This is a genomic window from Actinoplanes sichuanensis (genome assembly GCF_033097365.1).
Classification (GTDB): Bacteria; Actinomycetota; Actinomycetes; order Mycobacteriales; family Micromonosporaceae; genus Actinoplanes; species Actinoplanes sichuanensis.
Map to the genome: position 1 here is coordinate 7235559 of NZ_AP028461.1, position 19346 is coordinate 7254904.

Annotated in this window: 20 protein-coding genes; 10 read left to right on the forward strand and 10 right to left on the reverse strand. The window is 70.7% G+C overall.

All coding sequences use genetic code 11. The annotated features are described in order from the left end of the window. Window positions 1–145: 145 nt before the first annotated feature. Entirely contained in the window at window positions 146–775 is a 630-nt protein-coding gene (locus Q0Z83_RS33370) for a DUF5753 domain-containing protein (protein ID WP_317787214.1), read from the forward strand. An 8-nt stretch (window positions 776–783) separates the two neighbouring features. On the opposite strand, the gene Q0Z83_RS33375 is transcribed toward Q0Z83_RS33370, so the two are convergent. After that, window positions 784–969: a DUF397 domain-containing protein gene (locus Q0Z83_RS33375; protein WP_317787215.1), complete on the reverse strand. Its 186-nt coding sequence runs from the start codon at window positions 967–969 to the stop codon at window positions 784–786. 169 nt (window positions 970–1138) lie between these two features. Here Q0Z83_RS33375 and Q0Z83_RS33380 point away from each other — a divergent pair, with 169 nt between their 5' ends. Further along, window positions 1139–2035 (forward strand): helix-turn-helix domain-containing protein, encoded by an 897-nt coding sequence (locus Q0Z83_RS33380; protein WP_317787216.1) that lies wholly within the window; start codon window positions 1139–1141, stop codon window positions 2033–2035. 115 nt (window positions 2036–2150) lie between these two features. On the opposite strand, the gene Q0Z83_RS33385 is transcribed toward Q0Z83_RS33380, so the two are convergent. From Q0Z83_RS33385 to Q0Z83_RS33395, 3 genes are all read right to left on the reverse strand, one after another. Continuing rightward, window positions 2151–2585, reverse strand: coding sequence for a DUF6232 family protein (locus Q0Z83_RS33385; RefSeq protein ID WP_317787217.1), 435 nt, complete (start codon window positions 2583–2585; stop codon window positions 2151–2153). A 240-nt stretch (window positions 2586–2825) separates the two neighbouring features. Beyond that, the gene (locus Q0Z83_RS33390) at window positions 2826–4448 is read right to left on the reverse strand and encodes an acyl-CoA synthetase (protein ID WP_317787218.1); all 1623 of its coding nucleotides are present in this window, start codon (window positions 4446–4448) and stop codon (window positions 2826–2828) included. Window positions 4449–4450: 2 nt separating this feature from the next. Then, window positions 4451–7582 (reverse strand): type II toxin-antitoxin system Rv0910 family toxin, encoded by a 3132-nt coding sequence (locus tag Q0Z83_RS33395; protein WP_317787219.1) that lies wholly within the window; start codon window positions 7580–7582, stop codon window positions 4451–4453. 123 nt (window positions 7583–7705) lie between these two features. Here Q0Z83_RS33395 and Q0Z83_RS33400 point away from each other — a divergent pair, with 123 nt between their 5' ends. Genes Q0Z83_RS33400 through Q0Z83_RS33415 form a run of 4 tightly spaced genes read left to right on the forward strand, consistent with a single transcriptional unit; the run spans window position 7706 to window position 11352 of the window. Continuing rightward, window positions 7706–8344, forward strand: a complete 639-nt coding sequence (locus Q0Z83_RS33400) for a TetR/AcrR family transcriptional regulator (protein ID WP_317787220.1) — start codon at window positions 7706–7708, stop codon at window positions 8342–8344. Then, window positions 8344–9480, forward strand: coding sequence for an acyl-CoA dehydrogenase family protein (locus Q0Z83_RS33405; RefSeq protein ID WP_317787221.1), 1137 nt, complete (start codon window positions 8344–8346; stop codon window positions 9478–9480). The genes Q0Z83_RS33400 and Q0Z83_RS33405 overlap by 1 nt, the downstream gene beginning before the upstream one ends. Then, the gene (locus Q0Z83_RS33410) at window positions 9477–10553 is read left to right on the forward strand and encodes an aminotransferase-like domain-containing protein (protein WP_317787222.1); all 1077 of its coding nucleotides are present in this window, start codon (window positions 9477–9479) and stop codon (window positions 10551–10553) included. The genes Q0Z83_RS33405 and Q0Z83_RS33410 overlap by 4 nt, the downstream gene beginning before the upstream one ends. 10 nt (window positions 10554–10563) lie before the next feature. Further along, complete coding sequence (locus Q0Z83_RS33415) at window positions 10564–11352, forward strand: SAM-dependent methyltransferase (protein ID WP_317787223.1); 789 nt, start codon at window positions 10564–10566, stop codon at window positions 11350–11352. Between the two features lie 42 nt (window positions 11353–11394). Here the strand turns inward: Q0Z83_RS33415 and Q0Z83_RS33420 are convergent, their stop codons facing one another. Beyond that, window positions 11395–12090 (reverse strand): TetR/AcrR family transcriptional regulator, encoded by a 696-nt coding sequence (locus Q0Z83_RS33420; protein ID WP_317787224.1) that lies wholly within the window; start codon window positions 12088–12090, stop codon window positions 11395–11397. 126 nt (window positions 12091–12216) lie between these two features. Here Q0Z83_RS33420 and Q0Z83_RS33425 point away from each other — a divergent pair, with 126 nt between their 5' ends. Next, window positions 12217–13641 carry an NAD(P)/FAD-dependent oxidoreductase gene (locus tag Q0Z83_RS33425; protein ID WP_317787225.1) on the forward strand — a complete coding sequence of 475 codons (1425 nt, stop codon included), beginning with the start codon at window positions 12217–12219 and terminating at the stop codon, window positions 13639–13641. A 26-nt stretch (window positions 13642–13667) separates the two neighbouring features. Here the strand turns inward: Q0Z83_RS33425 and Q0Z83_RS33430 are convergent, their stop codons facing one another. Continuing rightward, window positions 13668–13901, reverse strand: a complete 234-nt coding sequence (locus Q0Z83_RS33430; protein WP_317787226.1) for a hypothetical protein — start codon at window positions 13899–13901, stop codon at window positions 13668–13670. A 184-nt stretch (window positions 13902–14085) separates the two neighbouring features. On the opposite strand from Q0Z83_RS33430, the gene Q0Z83_RS33435 reads away from it, so the two are divergent. Beyond that, complete coding sequence (locus tag Q0Z83_RS33435; RefSeq protein WP_317787227.1) at window positions 14086–14976, forward strand: hypothetical protein; 891 nt, start codon at window positions 14086–14088, stop codon at window positions 14974–14976. A gap of 55 nt (window positions 14977–15031) precedes the next feature. Here the strand turns inward: Q0Z83_RS33435 and Q0Z83_RS33440 are convergent, their stop codons facing one another. Continuing rightward, a complete protein-coding gene (locus Q0Z83_RS33440) occupies window positions 15032–15670 on the reverse strand; it encodes a TetR/AcrR family transcriptional regulator (protein WP_317787228.1) in 639 nt (212 codons plus the stop codon). Window positions 15671–15729: 59 nt separating this feature from the next. Between Q0Z83_RS33440 and Q0Z83_RS33445 the strand changes: the two genes are divergently transcribed. Continuing rightward, window positions 15730–16536: an alpha/beta fold hydrolase gene (locus tag Q0Z83_RS33445; protein WP_317787229.1), complete on the forward strand. Its 807-nt coding sequence runs from the start codon at window positions 15730–15732 to the stop codon at window positions 16534–16536. A gap of 57 nt (window positions 16537–16593) precedes the next feature. Here Q0Z83_RS33445 and Q0Z83_RS33450 read toward each other — a convergent pair whose 3' ends face one another. Genes Q0Z83_RS33450 through Q0Z83_RS33460 form a run of 3 tightly spaced genes read right to left on the reverse strand, consistent with a single transcriptional unit; the run spans window position 16594 to window position 18104 of the window. Further along, a complete protein-coding gene (locus tag Q0Z83_RS33450) occupies window positions 16594–16953 on the reverse strand; it encodes a hypothetical protein (protein WP_317787230.1) in 360 nt (119 codons plus the stop codon). Between the two features lie 40 nt (window positions 16954–16993). Next, entirely contained in the window at window positions 16994–17479 is a 486-nt protein-coding gene (locus Q0Z83_RS33455; protein WP_317787231.1) for a DUF4265 domain-containing protein, read from the reverse strand. A 55-nt stretch (window positions 17480–17534) separates the two neighbouring features. Beyond that, on the reverse strand, window positions 17535–18104 hold the full coding sequence (locus Q0Z83_RS33460; RefSeq protein ID WP_317787232.1) for a GNAT family N-acetyltransferase: 570 nt from the start codon (window positions 18102–18104) through the stop codon (window positions 17535–17537). Between the two features lie 69 nt (window positions 18105–18173). On the opposite strand from Q0Z83_RS33460, the gene Q0Z83_RS33465 reads away from it, so the two are divergent. Next, complete coding sequence (locus tag Q0Z83_RS33465) at window positions 18174–19337, forward strand: outer membrane protein assembly factor BamB family protein (protein ID WP_317787233.1); 1164 nt, start codon at window positions 18174–18176, stop codon at window positions 19335–19337. Window positions 19338–19346: the final 9 nt, after the last annotated feature.

Consider the following 19346-nt stretch of genomic DNA (forward strand, 5'->3'; position numbering starts at 1 on the left):
TTTAGCGAGATCGCCCCAACGCCGATCGCCTGGCCCGCCTCGGACCCGAGGACCGGGGAATCGGGCATAACCTGTAATCTGCGTTCCGCTACTTGCTGACAGCTGTCGGCCTTACACTCTCCGGGCCGGACAGATGAGGGGACTGATGATGATGAGTGCCGGGGATTCGGCAAAGGCGCACGACACCCGCGGCCCGGGAGCATTCACCCAGCTCATCGAGCTGGAGCAGCAGGCTGTGAAGATCACCCAGAATCAGCCGGCCTTCCTGCCCGGGCTGTTGCAGCGGCCCGCCTATGCCGCCGCCATCCTCAGCGGGATCACCGGCCTGCCGGCCGGCGACCCGGAGCTGACCGAGCGGGTGAATCTGCGGCTACGCCGCGCCACCGCCTTCCAGGAGCGCCTCCGCGGGCCGAACCCGCCGCAGCTGCTCGTCGTGATCGACGAAGCCGCGTTACGGAGGCGGGTCGGCGGAGCCGAGGTGATGCGCGACCAGATCGCCCACCTGATCGAGCTCTCCCGACTGGAGACGGTGCGCCTCGCGGTCCTGCCGTTCAGCGCGGGCGCGCATCGTGGCCAGGCCGGCACGTTCGAGGTGCACGAGGCAGCCGACGACCAGTCCGCGCTCTTCTTCGAGGGCGCCGCCGGCGACGAGCTCGTCGTCTCCGATCAGGATCGGGTGCAGGCACACCGGGATCTGGTGGAGGGCCTCGCCGCGACATCGGTGACCGGCTCCGCCGCCCGGCAGCTCCTGGAGAAGATCAGCGACGAGCTATGAGGCCGCCGTCATCGCTGCCGCCCGAGGTGGGCGAGGAAGACCCGGAAGACGGTGACGTCGAAGGCCAGGACCGGTCCGGACGGATTCTTGGAGTCTCGCACGAAGACCGAACCGTCCTGGTTCGCGACCTCGACACAGTTGCCGTTGGCGCTTCTACGACTCTTTCGCCACGTGAGCAGATCCGGGTCAGTCATGACACCTCCCGTAGATCAAGCACCTCAGTGGAGCCGATCAAACACACACAGTACCGGAAATCCAGGCTGATGGATGGCCTGCGCATTCGGGCACAAATGGGCGCCTACGATAGGGTTCGGCAGATGGAGAACGGCCACTTGCATCACGCAGATTTCGGGAGGGCCGGCCGTGTCCGCGTCGGCTGAGTCCCCGATGGAGGTGGGCCCGACGATCGCCCGCCACCTCGTCCGGCAGCGGTTGCGGGAGTTGCGCGAGTCCAGTGAGCTGTCCCCCGCGACGGTCGCCGAGCTGACCGGCTGGTCGCTGTCGAAACTGAACCGGATCGAGAGCGGGGACGTCACCGTTCAGCCGCTGGAGGTGCGGGCGCTGCTGCGCTTCTACGGCGTCGAGGACAAGGATGTCGTCGACACGCTGGCCAAACTGTCGCAGGCATCCCGGACCCGTCAGTGGTACAGCCGTTATCGGCTGGCCGGCGACTTCCAGCGGTTCGTGGCGTTCGAGCACGAGGCCGCGGTGATCAACATCTGGCAGGTGCTGCTCATGCCGGGCCTTCTCCAGACGGAGGAGTATGCGGCGGCCGTCACCGCGCTGTCCATGCGCCGCAGTCCCGGCGACCGGGACGTGCTGGCCAAGGTGAAACTGCGGATGGACCGGCAGAAGGCGTTCCGCGAACGGCTCGGGCAACCGGGCGCACCGCGGATCGTGGCCGTCATCGACGAGTCGGTTCTGCACCGGCCGCTCGGCGGCCCCGATGTGCTCCGCCGGCAGCTCGATCACCTGCTGGCCCTGGCCGAGCAGCGTGACATCTACACCATCGGCGTGACCCCGCTCGGCCTCGCGCATCACTCCGGGGTCGGCGGCACCTTCGAGTTGTTGCAGTTCGCCGGCGAGCACGGCGATGTGCTGTTCGTGGAGACGGCGGCCGGTTCCGACTCGCTCACCACCGACGACGAGCAGACGGGCCTCTTCCGGACGATCTTCCAGGACCTGCTTCAGTACGGCCTGACCGGCGACGACGCGCTGGCCATGATCCGCGAGAGGCGGGCCGCCCTGCCGGGAGCCTGAGCCTCATTCACGCGGCGGCCGATCTGCCGGGCAAGCCTCACCCTCGGCCGGCCGATCCGCCGGGCTGCGGCACACGGGCTTGCCGGGCCGAATCGCGATCGGCCCGGCGAGAGGGTCACGGGCGCGGGTCGCGATCGGCCTCGACCGCGCGGATCACGGCGCGGCGGACCCGCTGGAATTCCCGGCTGCTCCGGGAGCGGTAGAGGACGACCCGGCGGTTGCCGCTCGTCGCCTCCAGGGTCGCCCACCGGGAGCCGCGTCGCTCGCCGAGGATCAGAGCGGTCGCCGTGGCCGCCGCGGCGACCAGGCCGGCCACGACGACGAGCGGCGAGGCGTAGGCGACGGCGAGCCCGGCGGACGCGCCGACCTCCACCACACCGAGGCCGAGCGCCAGCAGATGCGCGTACCGCTCGGCGGCTTCGGCCCGGCGGATCGCCCGGAGGTCGCGGATGCGGTGCCGCGCCTCCCCGGTCTCGATGTAGTGACTGGTGACGACGATGCCCGGACCGCGGTAGTAGACGATGACCCAGATCTCCGGCTTGACTGCCATGGTGACCACCCTCCTTGCCACCTATCGTGGGCAGGGATTCAGCCGTCAGCAATGGGCACTCGACGTTTTCCTGTCAGCACACCGCTATCTGCGTCGTGCAGACAAGGAGATATGAGGGCCTAAATCCCTTTCGCGGGAATATACTCACGTCCGTTAAGTGGTACTTGGAAGCCTTGTTCCCGAAATCGCGATCGGTGCGTCGTTGCGACCCGAACAGGCGGGTCGCAACGACGACCCGCGTCACGCCTCGTCGAGCGGCCCGGTCGGAAGCTCCCGGCGCACCAGTTTGCCGGTCGGGTTGCGGGGCAGCTCGTCGACGAAGACGACGTCCCGCGGCACCTTGAAGCGGGCCAGGTTGGCCCGGACGAACTCGCGGATCTCCTGCGGGTCCCGCGCCGAATCCTCGGTGGGCACGATGAAGGCCCGCAGTCGGGTGCCGAAGTCCGCGTCGTCGACGCCGATCACCGCGGCGTCCATCACGTCGGCCCGCTCGGCGAGCAGGTTCTCCACCTCCAGGGGGTAGACGTTCTCACCACCGGAGATGATCATGTCGTCGTCGCGGCCGTCGATGTAGAGCAGGCCGTCCTCGTCGAAGTGCCCCTGGTCACCGGTCGCCATGTACCCGTCGATGACCTGCTTGTGGCGGCCGTCGGTGTAGCCCTCGAACGGGATGCCGGTACGGACGAAGATCCGCCCCTTCGCCCCCACCTCGGTGACCGGTTTGTCCTCGGCGTCGTAGAGCGCCACGTGCACGGTGACCGGCGGTTTCCCCACCGTACCCGGGGATTTGCGCAGCTCGTGCGGCTGGGCCACGGACGCGACGGCCACCTCGGTCGAGCCGTACACGTTGTACAGCACGTCACCGAACACGTCCTGGAAGCGGGTGCTCAGTTCGGGCGCGAGCGCCGACCCGGCCAGGAAGACGGTCTTCAGCGACGACGTGTCGTACTTGGCGATGACCTCCGGGCCCAGCGCGAGCATCCGGTTCAGCATGGTCGGTACGGCCACCAGCATGTGCGCACGGTGCTCGGCGATCGCGGCGAGGATCCCCTCCGCGGTGATGCGCCGCAGCAGGACCGCATGGTTCGACAGCGACAGGCCGACCGTCCAGGCGCCGAAGCCGGTGCTGTGGAACAGCGGCGACGCGATCACCGCGGCACCCTGCCGGGGAAAGTCGACCCGATCCGCGATCAACGCACTGGCCAGCGGCGACACCTTGGTCCGCGGCGCGCCCTTGGGCAGGCCGGTGGTACCGCTGGTCAGGATGATGAAACCGCCCGGCTTCTCCGGGATCGGCAGCGGTACGGTCGTCGGCTCGGCCGCGATCAACTCCTCGACGGTGAGCACCGCGGCGGGCCGCTCGTAGTCGTCGTCGGTCCAGCTCAGGTATCGCGGGATGTCGTCCGGCAGCAGGTCGACGGCGGGGGCGAACTCGCTGTCGTACATCAGGAACCGGACGTTCTCCCGCTTGATCACCTCGGCCAACTGGGAGGCGGCGAGCCCGGTGTTGAGCATGGCCAGGCGCAGGCCGGCCCGGGCCGTGCCGGTGATGGCCAGAGCCAGGCCGCGGTGGTCGCGGGCCAGGACGCCGATCACCGACTTCGGCGGCAGGTCCACTTTGCGCAGTGCGTGGGCGAGGGCGTTCGAACGCTCGAAGAACTGGCGGTACGTCCAGGTGCCGCGTTCGTCGGTGAGTGCGGGCAGGTTCGGGTGCTCGTTGGCGGCCTTCTCGGTGAGGGCCGCCTGGGGGCCGAGTTTCGCATTGTTCCCGGCCGCCTTGATCAGCCGGTCCGGGCGCAGGAGGTTGACGATGCCTATCTGATGCATCCGCAGAACCGCCTGCAGATGTTCGAGAGCGCTCACGATCAGCCCTTCCATATGGGGGTCCGGTTCTCGGCGTACGCGCGGATGCCCTCCTGGGCGTCCGCCGAGCCGATCACCTCGCCGGCGATGTCGGAGAGACGGTCGAAGGCCTCCGCGGCGCCCCAGTCGCGGTGTTCGTCGACGATGCGTTTCGAGAGCAGTACAGCGAGGGGCGCGTTCGCGGCGATGTCCTGGGCCAGTTGCAGCGCGGTGCCGAACGCTGCGCCCGGTGACGTGACGCGGTTGATCAGCCCGAGTTCGTGAAGCCGACGCGCGGGCATCGGCTCACCGGTGAGGGCCAGTTCCAGGGCGGTGCCGCGGGGCAGACTCTGTGCGAGCCGGAGCACCCCGCCGGCCGCGGCGACGAGGCCGCGTTTCACCTCGGGGATGCCGAACGCGGCGTCCTCGGCGGCGACGATCAGGTCGGCGGCCAGGGCCAGTTCGCATCCGCCGGCCAGGGCGGCGCCCTCGACCGCGGCGATCAGCGGTTTGGTGGGCGGCCGGGCGGTGATGCCGAGCAGGCCACGGGTCTCGGTCACCGGGTACTCCCCGCGGGCGGCGGCCTTCAGGTCCATGCCGGCGCTGAACACGGTGTCCGAGCCGGTCAGGATCGCCACCCGGGCATCCGGGTCGGCCTCGAAGTCGTCGATCGCCTTCTCCAGCGCACGGGCGGTGGTCAGGTCGATCGCGTTGCGGACCCGGGGCCGGTTGAGCCGGAGGACGGTGACCGGGCCGTGCCATTCCACGACCAGCGGCGGCTCGGGCGGAGCCGGCAGCGCGACGTCGGCGATGTCCCCGGCGGCGATGAGGGTCGTGCCCGCGATGTCGACCCAGGAACCCACCAGGTTCGCGATGTCGCCGGAGCCGAGGCGGTCGGCGACGTCACGGGCGGCCGGGTCGGGATCGGTGCGCAGGAACGTGTCGCCCGGCAGACGCAGGACCACCCGGTCGCCGTCGGGGGTGATCGCGGTGATGATCGTCGCCTCGGGGACGCCGTCTCGACGGTAGGGGACGGTGTAGGCCTCCAGGACCGCCGGGCCGGTCCACGAACCGAGCGCCCGGCGCGCCGGTGGCCGCCGCAACCGGTGGTCGGCGTCGATGTCGCGGTATGCCGCGCGGGGCGGCCGGGCCGACAGGACGGTCGCCGCGTGCTTGGTGAGATACCAGCCGAGGGCGGTCGCCAGGCCGAAGCCGTCCGGATCTGATCGCAGCCGCGGCACCAGGTTGGCGATCGCGTGACTGGAGTAGTTGTTGCCCGGCCCACCGGCGAAGGTCAGCCCGCCGGTCACGGTCAGCGGTCGGGTCGGGTCGTCGATCGGGAGCCCGAGTTCGAGCGCGGCGATCTGCACCGCGGACGGGAAACAGGCGTACAGATCGATGTGTTCGACGTCGTCGATGCCGATCCCGGCATGCCCGAGAACGGCGTCGCCGACCGCCTTGATCGCGGGCGAGGCGGCTAGATCGGCACGCTCGGTGACGAACCACTCGTCGGTGGCGTGCGCCCCGGCGTGCAGGAACACCCACCGGTCCTGGTCGATCCCGGCCTCCTGCGCGGCCGCCGCGCTGCACACGATGATGCCGGTACCTTGATTGACCTGCACGTTCGCGGTGAGCAGCTTGGGATAGGGTGCCGAGATCATCCGGTTGGCGGCGGTCGGCTCGGCCAGTTCGACGGCGGTGTGCACGGTCGGTTGCCAGGCGTGCGGGTTACCGGCGGCGATCTCCGAGTAACCGGCCCAGAGCCGGGTGATCCGTTCCCGATGCTCGGCCGGGCTGAGCCCGAGCCGGGCCCGGACCGCCGACTCGATCAGCGCGTAGAGGTAGATCGGCGCGACCAGACCGGCCGTGGTCTCCGGATCGTTGTTGGCCGGTGCGTCACCACCGACGATCCGGCCGGGCCGGGTGCCGTCCGGCTGCCGGGGCCAGTCGAGGTCGCGGCCGGCCCGGTCGGCGGCAGCCGCGGTCGAGGCAGCTTCGGCACCACCCAGCAGAGCGATAGCCGCGTGACCGGAAGCGATCACACCAGCGACATCGTTGAGCAGTCGCAGCGAGCCGTCGCCGCCGAAGAGGGTGGTCTGCACGGTCTGCTTCGGGTGCGCGCCGACCTGGCCCGCGAGCAGGGCGGCGCCGTCCGGGTACAACCACGAGACGCTGGCCACGTACCCCACGAGATCGGCTTTTTGAAGGATCTCCGGATTCCCGCCGTCGGCGGCGGCGAGTCGCAGCGCCCGCACGGCCAGGGAGACCGGGTCGCCTCCGGCCGGCTCGGTGGATCTGTCGGAGACCTGCCCGACCCCGACGATCACCGGCGTCCAGGCATCGATCTCCTCACCGGTTCGACCGAAAACGATCGGCGCCGGCTTAGGCCCGGGAGGCGGCACAGAAGGCGCCGCGGAAAGGGAGCCGGTGTTTGACGCGGCCGACGGCGCCACGGAACGGGTGCCGTCGCGAGACGCGGCCGACCGGTTCGCGGAACGGGAGCCGTCGCGAGACGCGGCCGACCGCGCCGCGGAGCGGGTGCCGACGCCGGACGTGCTCGACGAGGATCGGGACGCGGGGGTACCGCCGGCAGCCGCCGCGACCGCACCGAGTTCGTCCAGTGACTTGCGCATGGCGTCGGCGAGATTGCGGGCGACCATCGCTCCCAGCGGGCCTTCCGCCGACCCGCCCTCGACCCCGCCGTCGAACCGCACCACCGACCCGTCACCCGCGGGCGTGACCGACAGGTAGAACCCGACCGAGATGCCCATCGGCGCGGTGCCCTCGAACCAGACGGCCCGCCCCGGCACGAGGCCGACGACGGTCCACCTGACCTCGCTGGGCACCCCCATCAGCTTGATCCGCTGCCGGAACCGCTCACCCTCGGCGAACGAGGCGGGTGCTCCGTCGATCCATCCGGTGTGCTGCAGCACCCAGTCCGGCATCCGAGCCGGGTCGGCGAGCACCGCGAACACCTGTGCCGCCGCGGCCGTCGTGGTCACCTGGACGCTGCACGGGTGCGCGAACCGGCGGGGCGGTTCGATCGCCGCCGGCGGCGCGACCGGTTCCGGCCGGGTCCGGCTCAGCAGGCTCCCGGCGGCTGCGCGCACGACGGCGAGCCCGGCACGCAGCCGGGGTGGTACAACAGCGGGCATCGACGCTCCCCTAACAGTCTGACGTGACGGTAAGGGGGTGACCTGGGTCACGGCAAGAGCCTGCCGATCACTGAGAACAACCTGTATGGACGCAACTAACCGTCAAGCCGTACGGTAAATGTCGTGAAACGAACGCAGGCCGAACGGAGCGGGGCCACCCGGGGCAAGATCCTGGAGGCCACGTTGCAGTGCCTGGTCGAGCGCGGCTACGCGGAGACCACCACCGCCGAGGTGCTGGCCCGCGCCGACGTGCCCCGGGGCACGCTGCTGCACCACTTCCCCACCAAGGCGGATCTGCTGGTCGGCGCGGTGCACTACGTCGCCGGCCGGCGCGTCGAGGCGCTGACCGCCGAGCTCGCGGCGATCCCGGCCGACACCGACCGGCTGGAGTCGCTGATCGACATCATCTGGCGGCACTTCTCGTCCCCGCTGTTCTGGGCGGCGCTCGAGTTGTGGAACGCGGCTCGCACCGACGCCGAGGTGCGGACCGCGCTGCTGCCGGTGGAGAAGGAGATCTTCGCCGTTCTGCACGACCGGGCCCGTACGCTGCTCACCGAGAGCTCACCAGGCGACCCGAGGGTGCCGACCGTGGTCGAGTTCAGCTACGAGGTGCTGACCGGCCTGGCCATGACCGGCATCGTCAGCGGCGACCTGGGCCGCCGTGAGCTGCTCATCCGCCGCTGGAAACGGGCGGCCGCGATCCTGCTCGGCCGCCGTGACCCGTCCACCCTCGTCGAACGTGCCCGCTCAAAGGAGAGCTGATGAGCCTGACCCCGGAACGTGCCGCCCTCGCCGACTCGATGAGACAGTTCGTGTCCCGCGAGATCCACCCGAACCTGCCCGACTGGGAGCGGACCGGCGAGATCCCCCGTGACGTGCACGCCAAGCTGGCCAAGGCCGGTCTCTACGGGATCGGGTTCGCCGAGGAGCACGGCGGCGACGGTGGCGACAGCGTCGACACGGTCATCGCGACCGAGGCGTTCCTGGAGGCGGGCGGTTCGTCGGGGGCGCATGCCGCGCTCTTCACGCACGGGATCGCCCTGCCGCACATCATCGCCTCGGGTGACGAGAGCCTGATCGACAGGTTCGTCCGCCCCACCCTGGCCGGGGAGATGATCGGCGCCCTCGGCATCACCGAGCCGGAGGCCGGGTCGGATGTGGGCTCGCTACGCACCACCGCGGTCCGCGACGGCGACGTGTACGTGGTGAACGGCGCCAAGATGTTCATCACCTCGGGGGTCCGGGCCGACTTCGTGACCGCCGCGGTGCGTACCGGCGGTTCCGGCGCGTCCGGCATCAGCATGCTGGTGATCGAGAAGGGCACACCCGGCTTCACGGTGTCCCGCAAGCTCGACAAGATGGGCTGGCTCTGTTCGGACACCGCGGAACTGTCGTTCGCCGACTGCCGGGTGCCCGTCGCCAACCTGGTCGGGCCGGAGAACTTCGGGTTCGCGCTGATCGGCCAGGCGTTCGTGGCCGAGCGGATCATCGCGGCGGTGCACGCCTACTCGGTGGCGCAGCGCTCGCTGGATCTCACCCTGGAGTATGTGCGCGACCGGGAGACGTTCGGCCGTCCGCTGATCAGCCGCCAGGTGGTCCGGCACAAGCTGATCGACATGAAGATGCGGATCGACCACTCCCGTCAGTACACCCGCTGGGTGGCCGAGCGGCACGCGGCCGGCGAGGCGATGATCGGTGAGGTCTGCCTGGCCAAGAACGCCGCGGTGGAGACCTGCAAACACGTCGTCGACGAGGCGGTCCAACTGCACGGCGGTACGGGCTACATGCGCGAGTCGGAGGTCGAGCGCAACTACCGGGACACCCGGATCCTGGGCATCGGAGCCGGCGCCACCGAGATCATGGTCGACCTGGCGGCGAAGATGTTCGGCTACCAGTGATCCAGTTCGAGGAGCGTCCCGGCATCCTCGACCTCTCCTGGGGCCATCCCCGGCCCGACCTGCTCCCGGTCCGGGAGTGGGCGGCCGCCGGCGCCGGGCTGGACTGGCGTGCGCTGACCTATGGTGCCGACGCCGGGCCCCCCGCGCTGCTGGAGGCGCTCGGCGGGGTCGGGCGGACCTTCGTCACCGGTGGGACGTCGCACGGACTGGCGCTGCTCACCCAGGTGCTGGCCGCTCCGGGCGACGTGGTGCTGGTCGACTCCCCCACGTACCACCTGGCCTTTCCGATCCTCACCGACCGCGGCCTGCGCCCGGTCCACGCTCCCGAGGGGCTGGCTCCGGACGCGCTGCGGGCACTGATCCGGGCGTGCCGGCCGCGGTTCCTCTACCTGGTGCCGACGTTCGGGAATCCGACCGGGCGGAGCCTTCCCCCGGATCGCCGCCGGGAGCTGATCGAGGTGGCCCGGCAGGAGGGGATCCTCCTCGTCGAGGACGACACCTATCGGGAGCTGGTCTACGACGGGGTGGCGCCGCAGGCACTGTGGGAAGTGGCCGGCGGTGGGCCGGTCGTCCGATTGGGATCATTTGCCAAGACCGTCGCGCCGGGATTGCGGCTGGGTTGGATCAACGCCGAGCCGGAGATCATCACGCGGTTGGTCCGGCTGGGGTATGTGCACAGTGGTGGCGGGGTCAACCACGCGACCGCCGTGACCATGGCCGGTTTCCTCGCCGACGGTGCCTTCGGCCGGCATCTCGTGGCTCTCCGGGGCGAGTACCGTACCCAGCGAAATGCCCTGGTCGACGCCTTGCGGGAGCGAATCGCCGGGGTCGAGTCGCCGGCTGGCGGGTGGTTTCTGTGGGTGCCGTTGCCGGTCGGGGTGGAGGCCGACGGCCTGCTGCCGATCGCCGAGGAGCACGGTGTCTCGTTCGTGCCGGGCACCAGGTTCTGGGCCGACGGGTCGGGTGGCCGGGATCGGATCCGGCTGAGTTTCTCGCACCTGCCCGCGGCCGATCTGATGCGGGCGGCCGGGCGGCTCGCCGATGCGGTTGCCGCGGCCGTCCACAAGCGATAGACCTCGATGCATGACTGGAATCGATTGGGTGCCGGCGGGCATCGACACGAGCCGGCCGAGCGCCGCCCGGGTGTACGACTACTTCCTCGGTGGCACGCACCATCTGCCGGTGGATCGGGAGTTGGCCGGCCACATCGAGGCGATGACCCCGGACATCGGCGCGACGATGCGGGCCAACCGGGAGTTCCTGCAGCGTGCGGTCCGGTTCCTGGCCGGGGCCGGGATCCGCCAGTTCCTGGACGTCGGTTCCGGCATCCCGACGTCCGGGAACGTGCACGAGATCGCGCAGGCGGAGGCATCCGGGTCATCGGTGGTCTACGTCGACGTGGATCCGGTGGCGGTCGGGCACAGCCGGGCGATCCTGGCCGGGGTGGAGCGGACCGGTGTGGTGCTGGCCGACGCGCGGGACACCGGCACCATCCTGGCGGAGGCCGCGCAGCTGATCGATTTCGGGCAGCCGGTGGCCGTACTCCTCGCGGGTGTTCTGCATTTCGTTCCGGACGAGGATGATCCGGCCGGTCTGGTGGCCGCGTTGCGAGGGGTCACCGCGCCCGGTTCGTATCTGCTGATCTCACACGCCACCGCAGACGGCCAGCCACCCGAGGTGGTGGCGGCGCAGAGGCTGTCGTCGCGGACCGGTACCGGGATCGTGCTGCGGTCGCACGCCGAGATCGCGTCCTGGTTTGCGGGGTTCCCGCTGATCGATCCCGGTCTCGTGCACATCCCGCTATGGCGGCCCACCGAGCCTGTCGAGCACCCGGAACGCTACGGCGCCTACGCCGGCGTCGGCGCGGCCTGAACCAAAACCAACGCCGGCGTCCGGCGCAGCCTGAACCAAAACCTACGCCGGCGTGGGAGCCGCCTGAACCAGCGCGTCGATCAGCTTGTCGATGGTCCCGGGGAAAGCCGAGTTGTACATCGACGGCAGGTGCTCGCGGACCAGGTGCACGTTGGGGTAACCGTCGGCCGGCAGCGAGGTGTAGACCCGGGACCACGCCTCCTGCTCGGCCGCCTCCTGCTCCTCGGTGAGCTCGGCCGCGTCGACCGCGGCCACCGCGAGCACGGTGTCGACGAAGTCGCGGTAGTGGCGCACCGCGTCGGCCGGGGCGAAGCCGGCGCTCAGCATGATGCCGATGCCGGTGTCGACGACCCGCATCTCGTGCGGTCCGGCGGTGACCCGGATGGCCCTCAGGTGGGCCAGGCGCGGGTGCAGTCGCATCGACCGGCGTAGCGAGGCGGCCAGGTCGCGCAGGGAGTCGGCCCAGTGCTCGCGCGGGACGAACTCGGCGAACGCGTCGCCGATCAGCCGGTCGGCCAGGGCCAGCAGCAACGCGTCCATGTCGCGGAAGTAGCGGTACACCGCGGTCGGGTCGGCGCCCAGCTCGGCACCGAGCCGCCGGACGCTCAGTTTGTCGCCGCCGGGCGCGTCGATCAGCCGCAGAGCTGTGTCGACGATCATGTCGGCGGTCAGCACGACCCCGGTGCGGGTCTTCCGTCGCCGGGCCCCCACGCTGCGCACACGTTCCACTCCAGGCACTCACCCACCTTAGACGTCTCTTATGTCAACGCATTGACATAAGCGTGCGGGGGGCGGTTTCATCTGTTCACGAGATCTCCACCGGCCGACACCCGGGAGATCTCGAGAGAGTTGAAGGGACTCACCATGGCGGCCACACCCCCCGCTTACGATCTGGCAATCCGCACCGACGAGCAGCGCATCCGCAAGGCCCTGGCCGGCGCCGCTCGCACCCCGTTCTGGCTGGAGGACCCGGGTCGGCCGGCCCCCCAGCCCGCGCTGAACGGCTCCACCGACGCCGACCTGCTGGTCGTCGGCGGCGGTTACTGCGGGCTCTGGACGGCGCTGATCGCCAAGGAGGCCGACCCGTCACTGGACGTGGTGCTGGTCGAGGGCAACGAGATCGCCTGGGCCGCCAGCGGACGCAACGGGGGCTTCGTCGAGGCCAGCCTCACCCACGGCACCGAGAACGGGCGCCGACACTTCGCCGACGAACTGCCGATCCTGGACGCGCTGGCCGCGGAGAACTTCGCCGGGTTCGAAGCCACGCTGACCAGGCACGGCATCGACGCCGAGTTCCAGAAGGAGGGCGTGCTCGCCGTCGCCACCGAGCCGCACCAGGTCGACGAGCTGCGCGAGGCGATCACCGACGGCACCACCTTCTACGAGGGTGCCGAGCTGGGTGCGCTGGTCAAGTCGCCGCTCTACCGGGCCGGCCTGATGCAGCACGAGGGCGCCGCACTGGTGCACCCGGCCAAGCTGGCCTGGGGCCTCAAGGCGGCCTGCCTGCGCCTGGGCGTGCGGATCTTCGAGAACACCCCGGTCACCGACATCAAGGACCAGGGCGCGACGGTACGGGCCGCGACCTGGGCCGGCAGCGTCCGGGCGCGGAAGGTCGCGCTGGCCACGAACGGCTTCCCGTCGCTGCTCAAACGGAACCGTCTGCTGACCGTGCCGATCTACGACTACGTCCTGATGACCGAGCCGCTGACCGACGCGCAGGTGGCGGAGATCGGCTGGACCAGGCGGTTCGGCATCTCGGACACCTCGCGGCAGTTCCACTACTACCGGATGACCTCGGACAACCGGATCCTGTGGGGCGGCTACGACGCGGTCTACCACAAGGGCGGCGCGATCCGGCCCGAGCACGACCAGAACCCGGAGACGTTCACCCGGCTCGCCGATCACTTCATGCGGACGTTCCCGCAGCTCGGTGACGTGAAGTTCAGCCACGCCTGGGGCGGCATGATCGACATGTGCACCCAGCTGGCCGCGTTCCAGGGCCGGGCGATGGGTGGCAAGGTCGCCTACAGCAGCGGGTTCACCGGGCTGGGAGTGGCCGCGACCCGCTACGGGGCGACCGTGATGCTGGACCTGCTGGACGGCAAGGACACCGTCCGTACCCGGGTGAAGATGGCCAAGCGGAAGCCGCTGCCGATCCCGCCGGAGCCGGTGCTCTACCCCGCCGTGCAGGTGATCCGCAACGCGATCGCCCGCTCGGACCGCAACGGCGGCCGGGACGGCTTCATCCTGAAGGCGGCGAACGCCTTCGGGTTCTCCTTCGACTCCTGAGTCCGCATCGCGAACGGGCCGGTCTCCTACGAGGCCGGCCCACGTGAACGGAAACCGGGCTCGACCTCGCGGACGCAGTGTTCCGCCTCCTCGGCCGGCACCCCGCGCGCGGTCAGCGCCGCCATCGCCTCGGCCGGCCGCGCGCCGCCGTCGACCACGCTGATCCCGCCGCCGCTGCCGCGCACCAGATGGATCCGGTATCGCGCGCCGGTCCACTCCACCCGCGCCGCCGTGACCGGACCGTCCGCTGGATCACTCATGCCGATCATCCTAGGTTTCCTTTTCCGATCATCTGCACCGAGTCACCCTTGGTGAACTCTGCGTGCAGGTCGGCCGAACGGATCATTTCCGCCGACGATCATCCCGCCGTACTGGCCCCGGAAGGACAGCGGCATACATGCTGATGCGTCGATCGATACCCCAAGCCCCCCGGGGAGACGTGCCTTGTCGTCACACCATCAGCCCTACTACACCCCTACGCCCCCTCCCCCGGCTCCGAAGCGGGCCGCCTGGCTCTTCCCGGTCGCCCTGACCGCCGCCCTGCTGGCCGTCGGCGGCACCGTCTTCTTCCTGCTGACCAACGGCGACGAGCCGGAGCCGGTCGCCGCCCTCCCCGAGCCGGCCACCACCACCCCGGCGGCCCCGCCGGCGGTCCCCACCCCGGCCCGCGGGATCACCACCGCCGCCGACGACGAAACCGGCAACACGGTCGGCGTCAGCTGCTTCCTGGCCAGCAACGTCGGCCCCCGGGAGAACTTCACCATCAAGCCGGACCGCAACGGCCGGCACGACTTCAGCCCCGCCTGGAACGCCGAGGGCTACTTCTGTGACGTCATCGAGGTCGGCGGCAGCCAGCTGGAGATCGTCAACCCGGTCAGCGACCGGGAGCAGACCGCCCTGCGGGCCAGCGAGTACGCCGACGACGACATCGCCAGCCTGTTCGCGATCTGCGCCGACGTGAACCCGGCCGAGGACTTCCTCAAACCGGGCTACCAGATGACCACCGCCCAGGTCAGCGAACTGACCGGCGCTCTCGTCCTCTGCCCGGATCAACCACTGTCGGCCAAGTGGCGCCAGCTCATCCAGCGGGAGGACCGACCGGCCACGGCCGGCGGTGCGGTCGGTGACGGCCCGCATCGGGTCGGCCGACTGGTCAAGGCCGGCACCTACACCGCGGTCGACGAGGACGGCTGTTACTGGGAGCGGCAGTCCGGCTCGGGCAAGGTCGTGGAGAGCAGGTTCGTCGCGCCGGGCGCCAAGGCCACGGTCACCGTCCGCACCGGCGACACCCTGTTCCTCTCGGCCGGTTGCGGCGAGTGGAGACGCGCCGGCTGAGCACGCCGACCGGGCGGGGCGTTTCCGCTCCACCGGTGGCGGCGATCGAAACGCGCTAACTGAGCAGGGCGCCGAGAAGACCGCGCAGGGTCCGTTCGAAGAGATCCTCGCGGGGCGCGCCCGGGTCGCCGAAGGCGGCGATCAGATGGGGGTACGCCGTGAGGTCGAACCCGGTGAAGGCCGGGGGCGGTGCGGCCCGCTCCTGGCGCACGAAGAGCGTCACCACCCCGGTCATCATCGCGAGCGCCTCGAACTTGGCGGCGCTGCCGCAGCGCACCGGCTCGAGGACGTGCAGGCAGTGGTCGAACCACGCCAGCCCCTCGGGCCCCAGACCGCTGGGCCGGGTGAGCAGGTCGATCAGCCAGGGGTGTTGCCGGTAGAGGTCGAGCTGCCGCCCGGCCAGCCCCAGTAGCGCGGTCATCGGGTCGGGCCCGATCGCCGGGAACGGCCGCAGCTCGCCGATCACCCGGTCGGTCATCAGGTCGAGCAGATCGTCACGCGACGACAGGTAGCGGTAGAGGCTGCCCGCGCCGGTGCCGAGGGCCCCGGCGACCGCCCGCATCGAGACCGCGGCCAGCCCGTCGGCGTCGGCCAGCGCGACGGCGGCCGCCACGATCTCGTCCCGGCTGTGCCCCGGCTGCGGTCCGCGGCTGCCGCGCTCGGGCCTGAACCAGATCGGAGGTGCGTCGCTCACGTGCACTACTGTAAACTGCGAACAGCGTTCGCGGTTTACCGGCGATGAAAGGGGCCGAGATGATCGAGATGAGAGACGGGGCGAAGATCCCCCTGCACACCACCGGCAGCGGGCCGGACCTCCTGGTGGTGCACGGCGGCGGCGTGACCATCGACATCTACCGGCGGCTGGCCGCCCGGCTCGCCGACCGGTTCACCGTCCACCTCTACAACCGCCGGGGCCGGGCCGACGCGCCGCCGCGCAGCGTCCCCTACTCGATCCAGGAGGATGTCGACGACCTGGCTCAGGTGCTCGCGCACACCGGCGCGGTCAACGTGCTCGGCCACAGCGGCGGCGCGGTCGTCGCGATCGAGGCGGCCCGACAGCAGGTGCCGATGCGGCGGCTCGCGGTCTACGACGTGCCGCTCCCGGTCGACGGCCTGTTCCCGACCGACTGGCTGCCGGCCGCACAGGCGGCGGCGCGGGCCGGCGACACGGCCCGTGCCCTGGCGCTGACCGGGGCCGGCCTCAACACCCAGTCGGCGGCGGGCAAGCTGCCGATCCGCGTGCAGGTGGCGATCACCAAGATGTTCCTGCGGACACCGATCGGCCGGACGATGGGCGACCTGGTGGCCATGACACTGGACGAGTCGGCGGCGATCAGAGACCTCATCGGACCGGCCTCACGCTGGGCCGGCATCACCGCCGAGACGCTGCTGGTCTGCGGCGCGAGCGGGCCGCCCTACTATCCGAAGATCCACGGGGCGCTCGCCGCGGCGATTCCGAACGCCCGCGCCCTGGAGATCCCGAGCAGCACCCACGACGGCCTGGCCCGGGCCACCCCGAAGGTCGTCGAGCCGTTCGCCGAGTTCTTCGCCGACCGCTGATCCGCGGGCCGTCCGGGGCCACGGTGGCCCCGGACGGCCAACTCCAACTGAATCGCTTCAGGAGGCGTGACTGGCCTGCTCGGAGCGCCGGGCCGGCGAGTGCTCACCGGGGTGCCCGAGGAAGAGCGAGCAGTCCAGCTCGTCGCGGTTCACCACGGGCGCGCCCCCACGGCCCGGGCACCAGGTGTACGGGTTGACCTCGGACGCGCTGAGCGTCCACTGGATCCACCACATCGTCGCGTCGACCTGCTGGCCGAGAGCGGCGTGTGAGCCCTCGTGACCCAACTCGAGCTCGCAGCCCAGCTCGGCCTGCACGCTGGGCGCCTCGGCCGGGAGCGAGTCGAAGAAGGCCAGTTGTGCCGCGTCGAGGGTGACACGGGCGGGGCAGTTCACCGGGTCCTCACGATCAATCGACATGCGTACATGGATGCCCGCGAAGCCCGCTCCCTACACCGGATCACTGAACCGGTTTTGCTGACGCGGCGGCGGTCCACTCCTCGCTGACGCAGCCCTCCTCGTAGTCCCACCAGCCGTCGCGTGCGCCGGCCCGGAGCACCCGCTGGACACCGGCCAGGTCAGCACCCGGCGGCACCTCCAGCGCGACCAGGCCGTACTGCTGAATGTCCTCACCGGTCACGCCGAACGGCTCGAACGCGTCGAGCACCCGCCGGCGGGAGCCGTGCAGCGGCCCGCTGCGGAACGGGACGACCCGGATCGTGCAGTTGCCGGACCATTCCAGATGCTCGGCGGCCCAGAGCACGCCGTCCGCGTCGGCCTCGACCCGGACCAGATCACCGCTGGCCACCCCGCGCACGAACCAGGGCACATTGGTCAGCCGCACGACACCGTCGCCGACCGTGTCGGCCCAGAGACTCTCCACCTCGACCGGTGGCCAGTCGGCACCGTCACGCGGCAGATCGAAATACACCTGGACCGCTGCCATCGTCACCCCGTACCCGAACTCACCCGTTCACACGGGAAAGTAGTGTCCCAGAAGATCAGACCCCGCCGACCTCGGGCGTACGGGTGAGAGCGAGCCATTCGTCACGGGTGATCGCGTATTCCACCTCACCCTCCTCGGACCCCGGAATGGGCGGATAGTCCGGGAAGAAGGTCCGCTGGTAGCGCAGCCCGACCTTGGCCATCACCGCCCGGGAGCCGGCGTTGACCGTCATGGTCTGCGCGAAGACCCGGCTCTGCCCGGCCGTCTCGAACGCGTGCCGCAGCAGCTCCCGGGACGCCTCGGCGGCGTAGCCCCGCCGCCAGTGCCGCCGGGCCAGGCGGTAACCGAGCTCGGCCGCCGACTCGTCCGCGCCCGGCGGCAGCATCATCACGCCGATGAACTCGTCACCCGGCCCGAACGCCACCCAGTACCCGAGCCCGTCGACCCGGCGACCCCGCTCCATCCGCGTCACATGGAACTCGGTGACCTCGTCGCGGGTGCGGGCCCGACCGTCGAGATAGCGCAGCACCTCGGGGTCGGCGTCCAGCTCGACCTCCAGCTCCAGGTGCTCGTCGGAGAGCGGCACCAGGAGCATCCGCTCGGTGCGCAGGACAGGTTGTGGCATCCGCTCACGATCACACAGCGCGACCCGCCGCGCGACGGATTTGTCGCACCCATCGTCCATGCTGAATCCATGTCACGCCGCCCGCTCAGATCGCTGCTCCTGGCCGCTCTGCTGCTGCTCACCGGCTGCATCCACCCGGACCTGCCCGGGCTGGGCGACGACGTCGAGCTGGTGGACCGGTGGCGGATCCCGTCGCCGGTGACCGGCTGGGATCTCACCGACTTCACCGACCCGAGGTTCGGCCTGATCGGGCAGGGCCGGCGGCTCATCTCGGTGGATGCGTCGACCGGCGCACTGCGCTGGTCGATCGACCTGCCGGAGGGCTATCGGGTCACCCGGGAGTCGACGTCGGTGGCGGCCCGCGCGGTGCTGGTCCGCGGGCCGGGCGGGTTCCGGGTGGTGGGCCTCGACGACGGGGCGGTGCTCTGGCAGCGCGAGTCGACGGGCACGGTGGTGGCCGACCGGGACGGGCTGTTGCTCGCCGAGTGCCGGACCTCGGGCTGTGAGCTGTCCGGGTGGGACCTCCACCGGGGTGAGCGGCAGTGGTCACACGAGACCGGTGAGCGGGTGGAGCCGGTGCTCTCCGGGCCGTACCAGTGCGCGTGTGTGTTCCTGCTCGGCGAGCGCACGATCAGCGCCATCGGCCACGAGTTCGGCCGGGTCGCTTGGAGCATGGCGCGGCCACCCGGGGTGACGCGCCTGATCCCGGCGCTGTACCGGTTGATCCTCTTCTCCCCGCCGACGCGGCCGGGCTGTTCCGCGGTCCTGCGCGGCACCGATCTCGGCAAGGTCATCTGGACGCGGGAGATCCCGACGACCTGCGACCTCACCGAGCCGATCCGCGACGACGAGCTGGCCATCCCGGTCAAGGACGGAGTCGAGATCGTGGACACCTACCACGGGACCAATCGCACGATTCCGCTCGGCGCGGGCGAGACCCTGCTCGCCGACCGGATCACCTGGACACCCGGCCTCGGCTACCGCGACCTGGACGATCGCGAGGCCCCGACCGCACAGGTGCCCCCGCCTGCGGACGGGCGGCCGGGAGCGGTCCTGATCGGGGTGGGCGTCTGGCTGCTGCGGTCAGGTGACGGGCTGGTGTTGTGGAGCCGGTTCCACGGGGTCCGCTGGACCGGGCCGGAGCCGGCGGCCGTCGCGAGTTTCGACAGGCTCGTCCGCCTGGACGGCACCGATCTCGCCGGGACGGGCCCACCGGAGGGCGCCGGGCAGTGAACCGGAAAA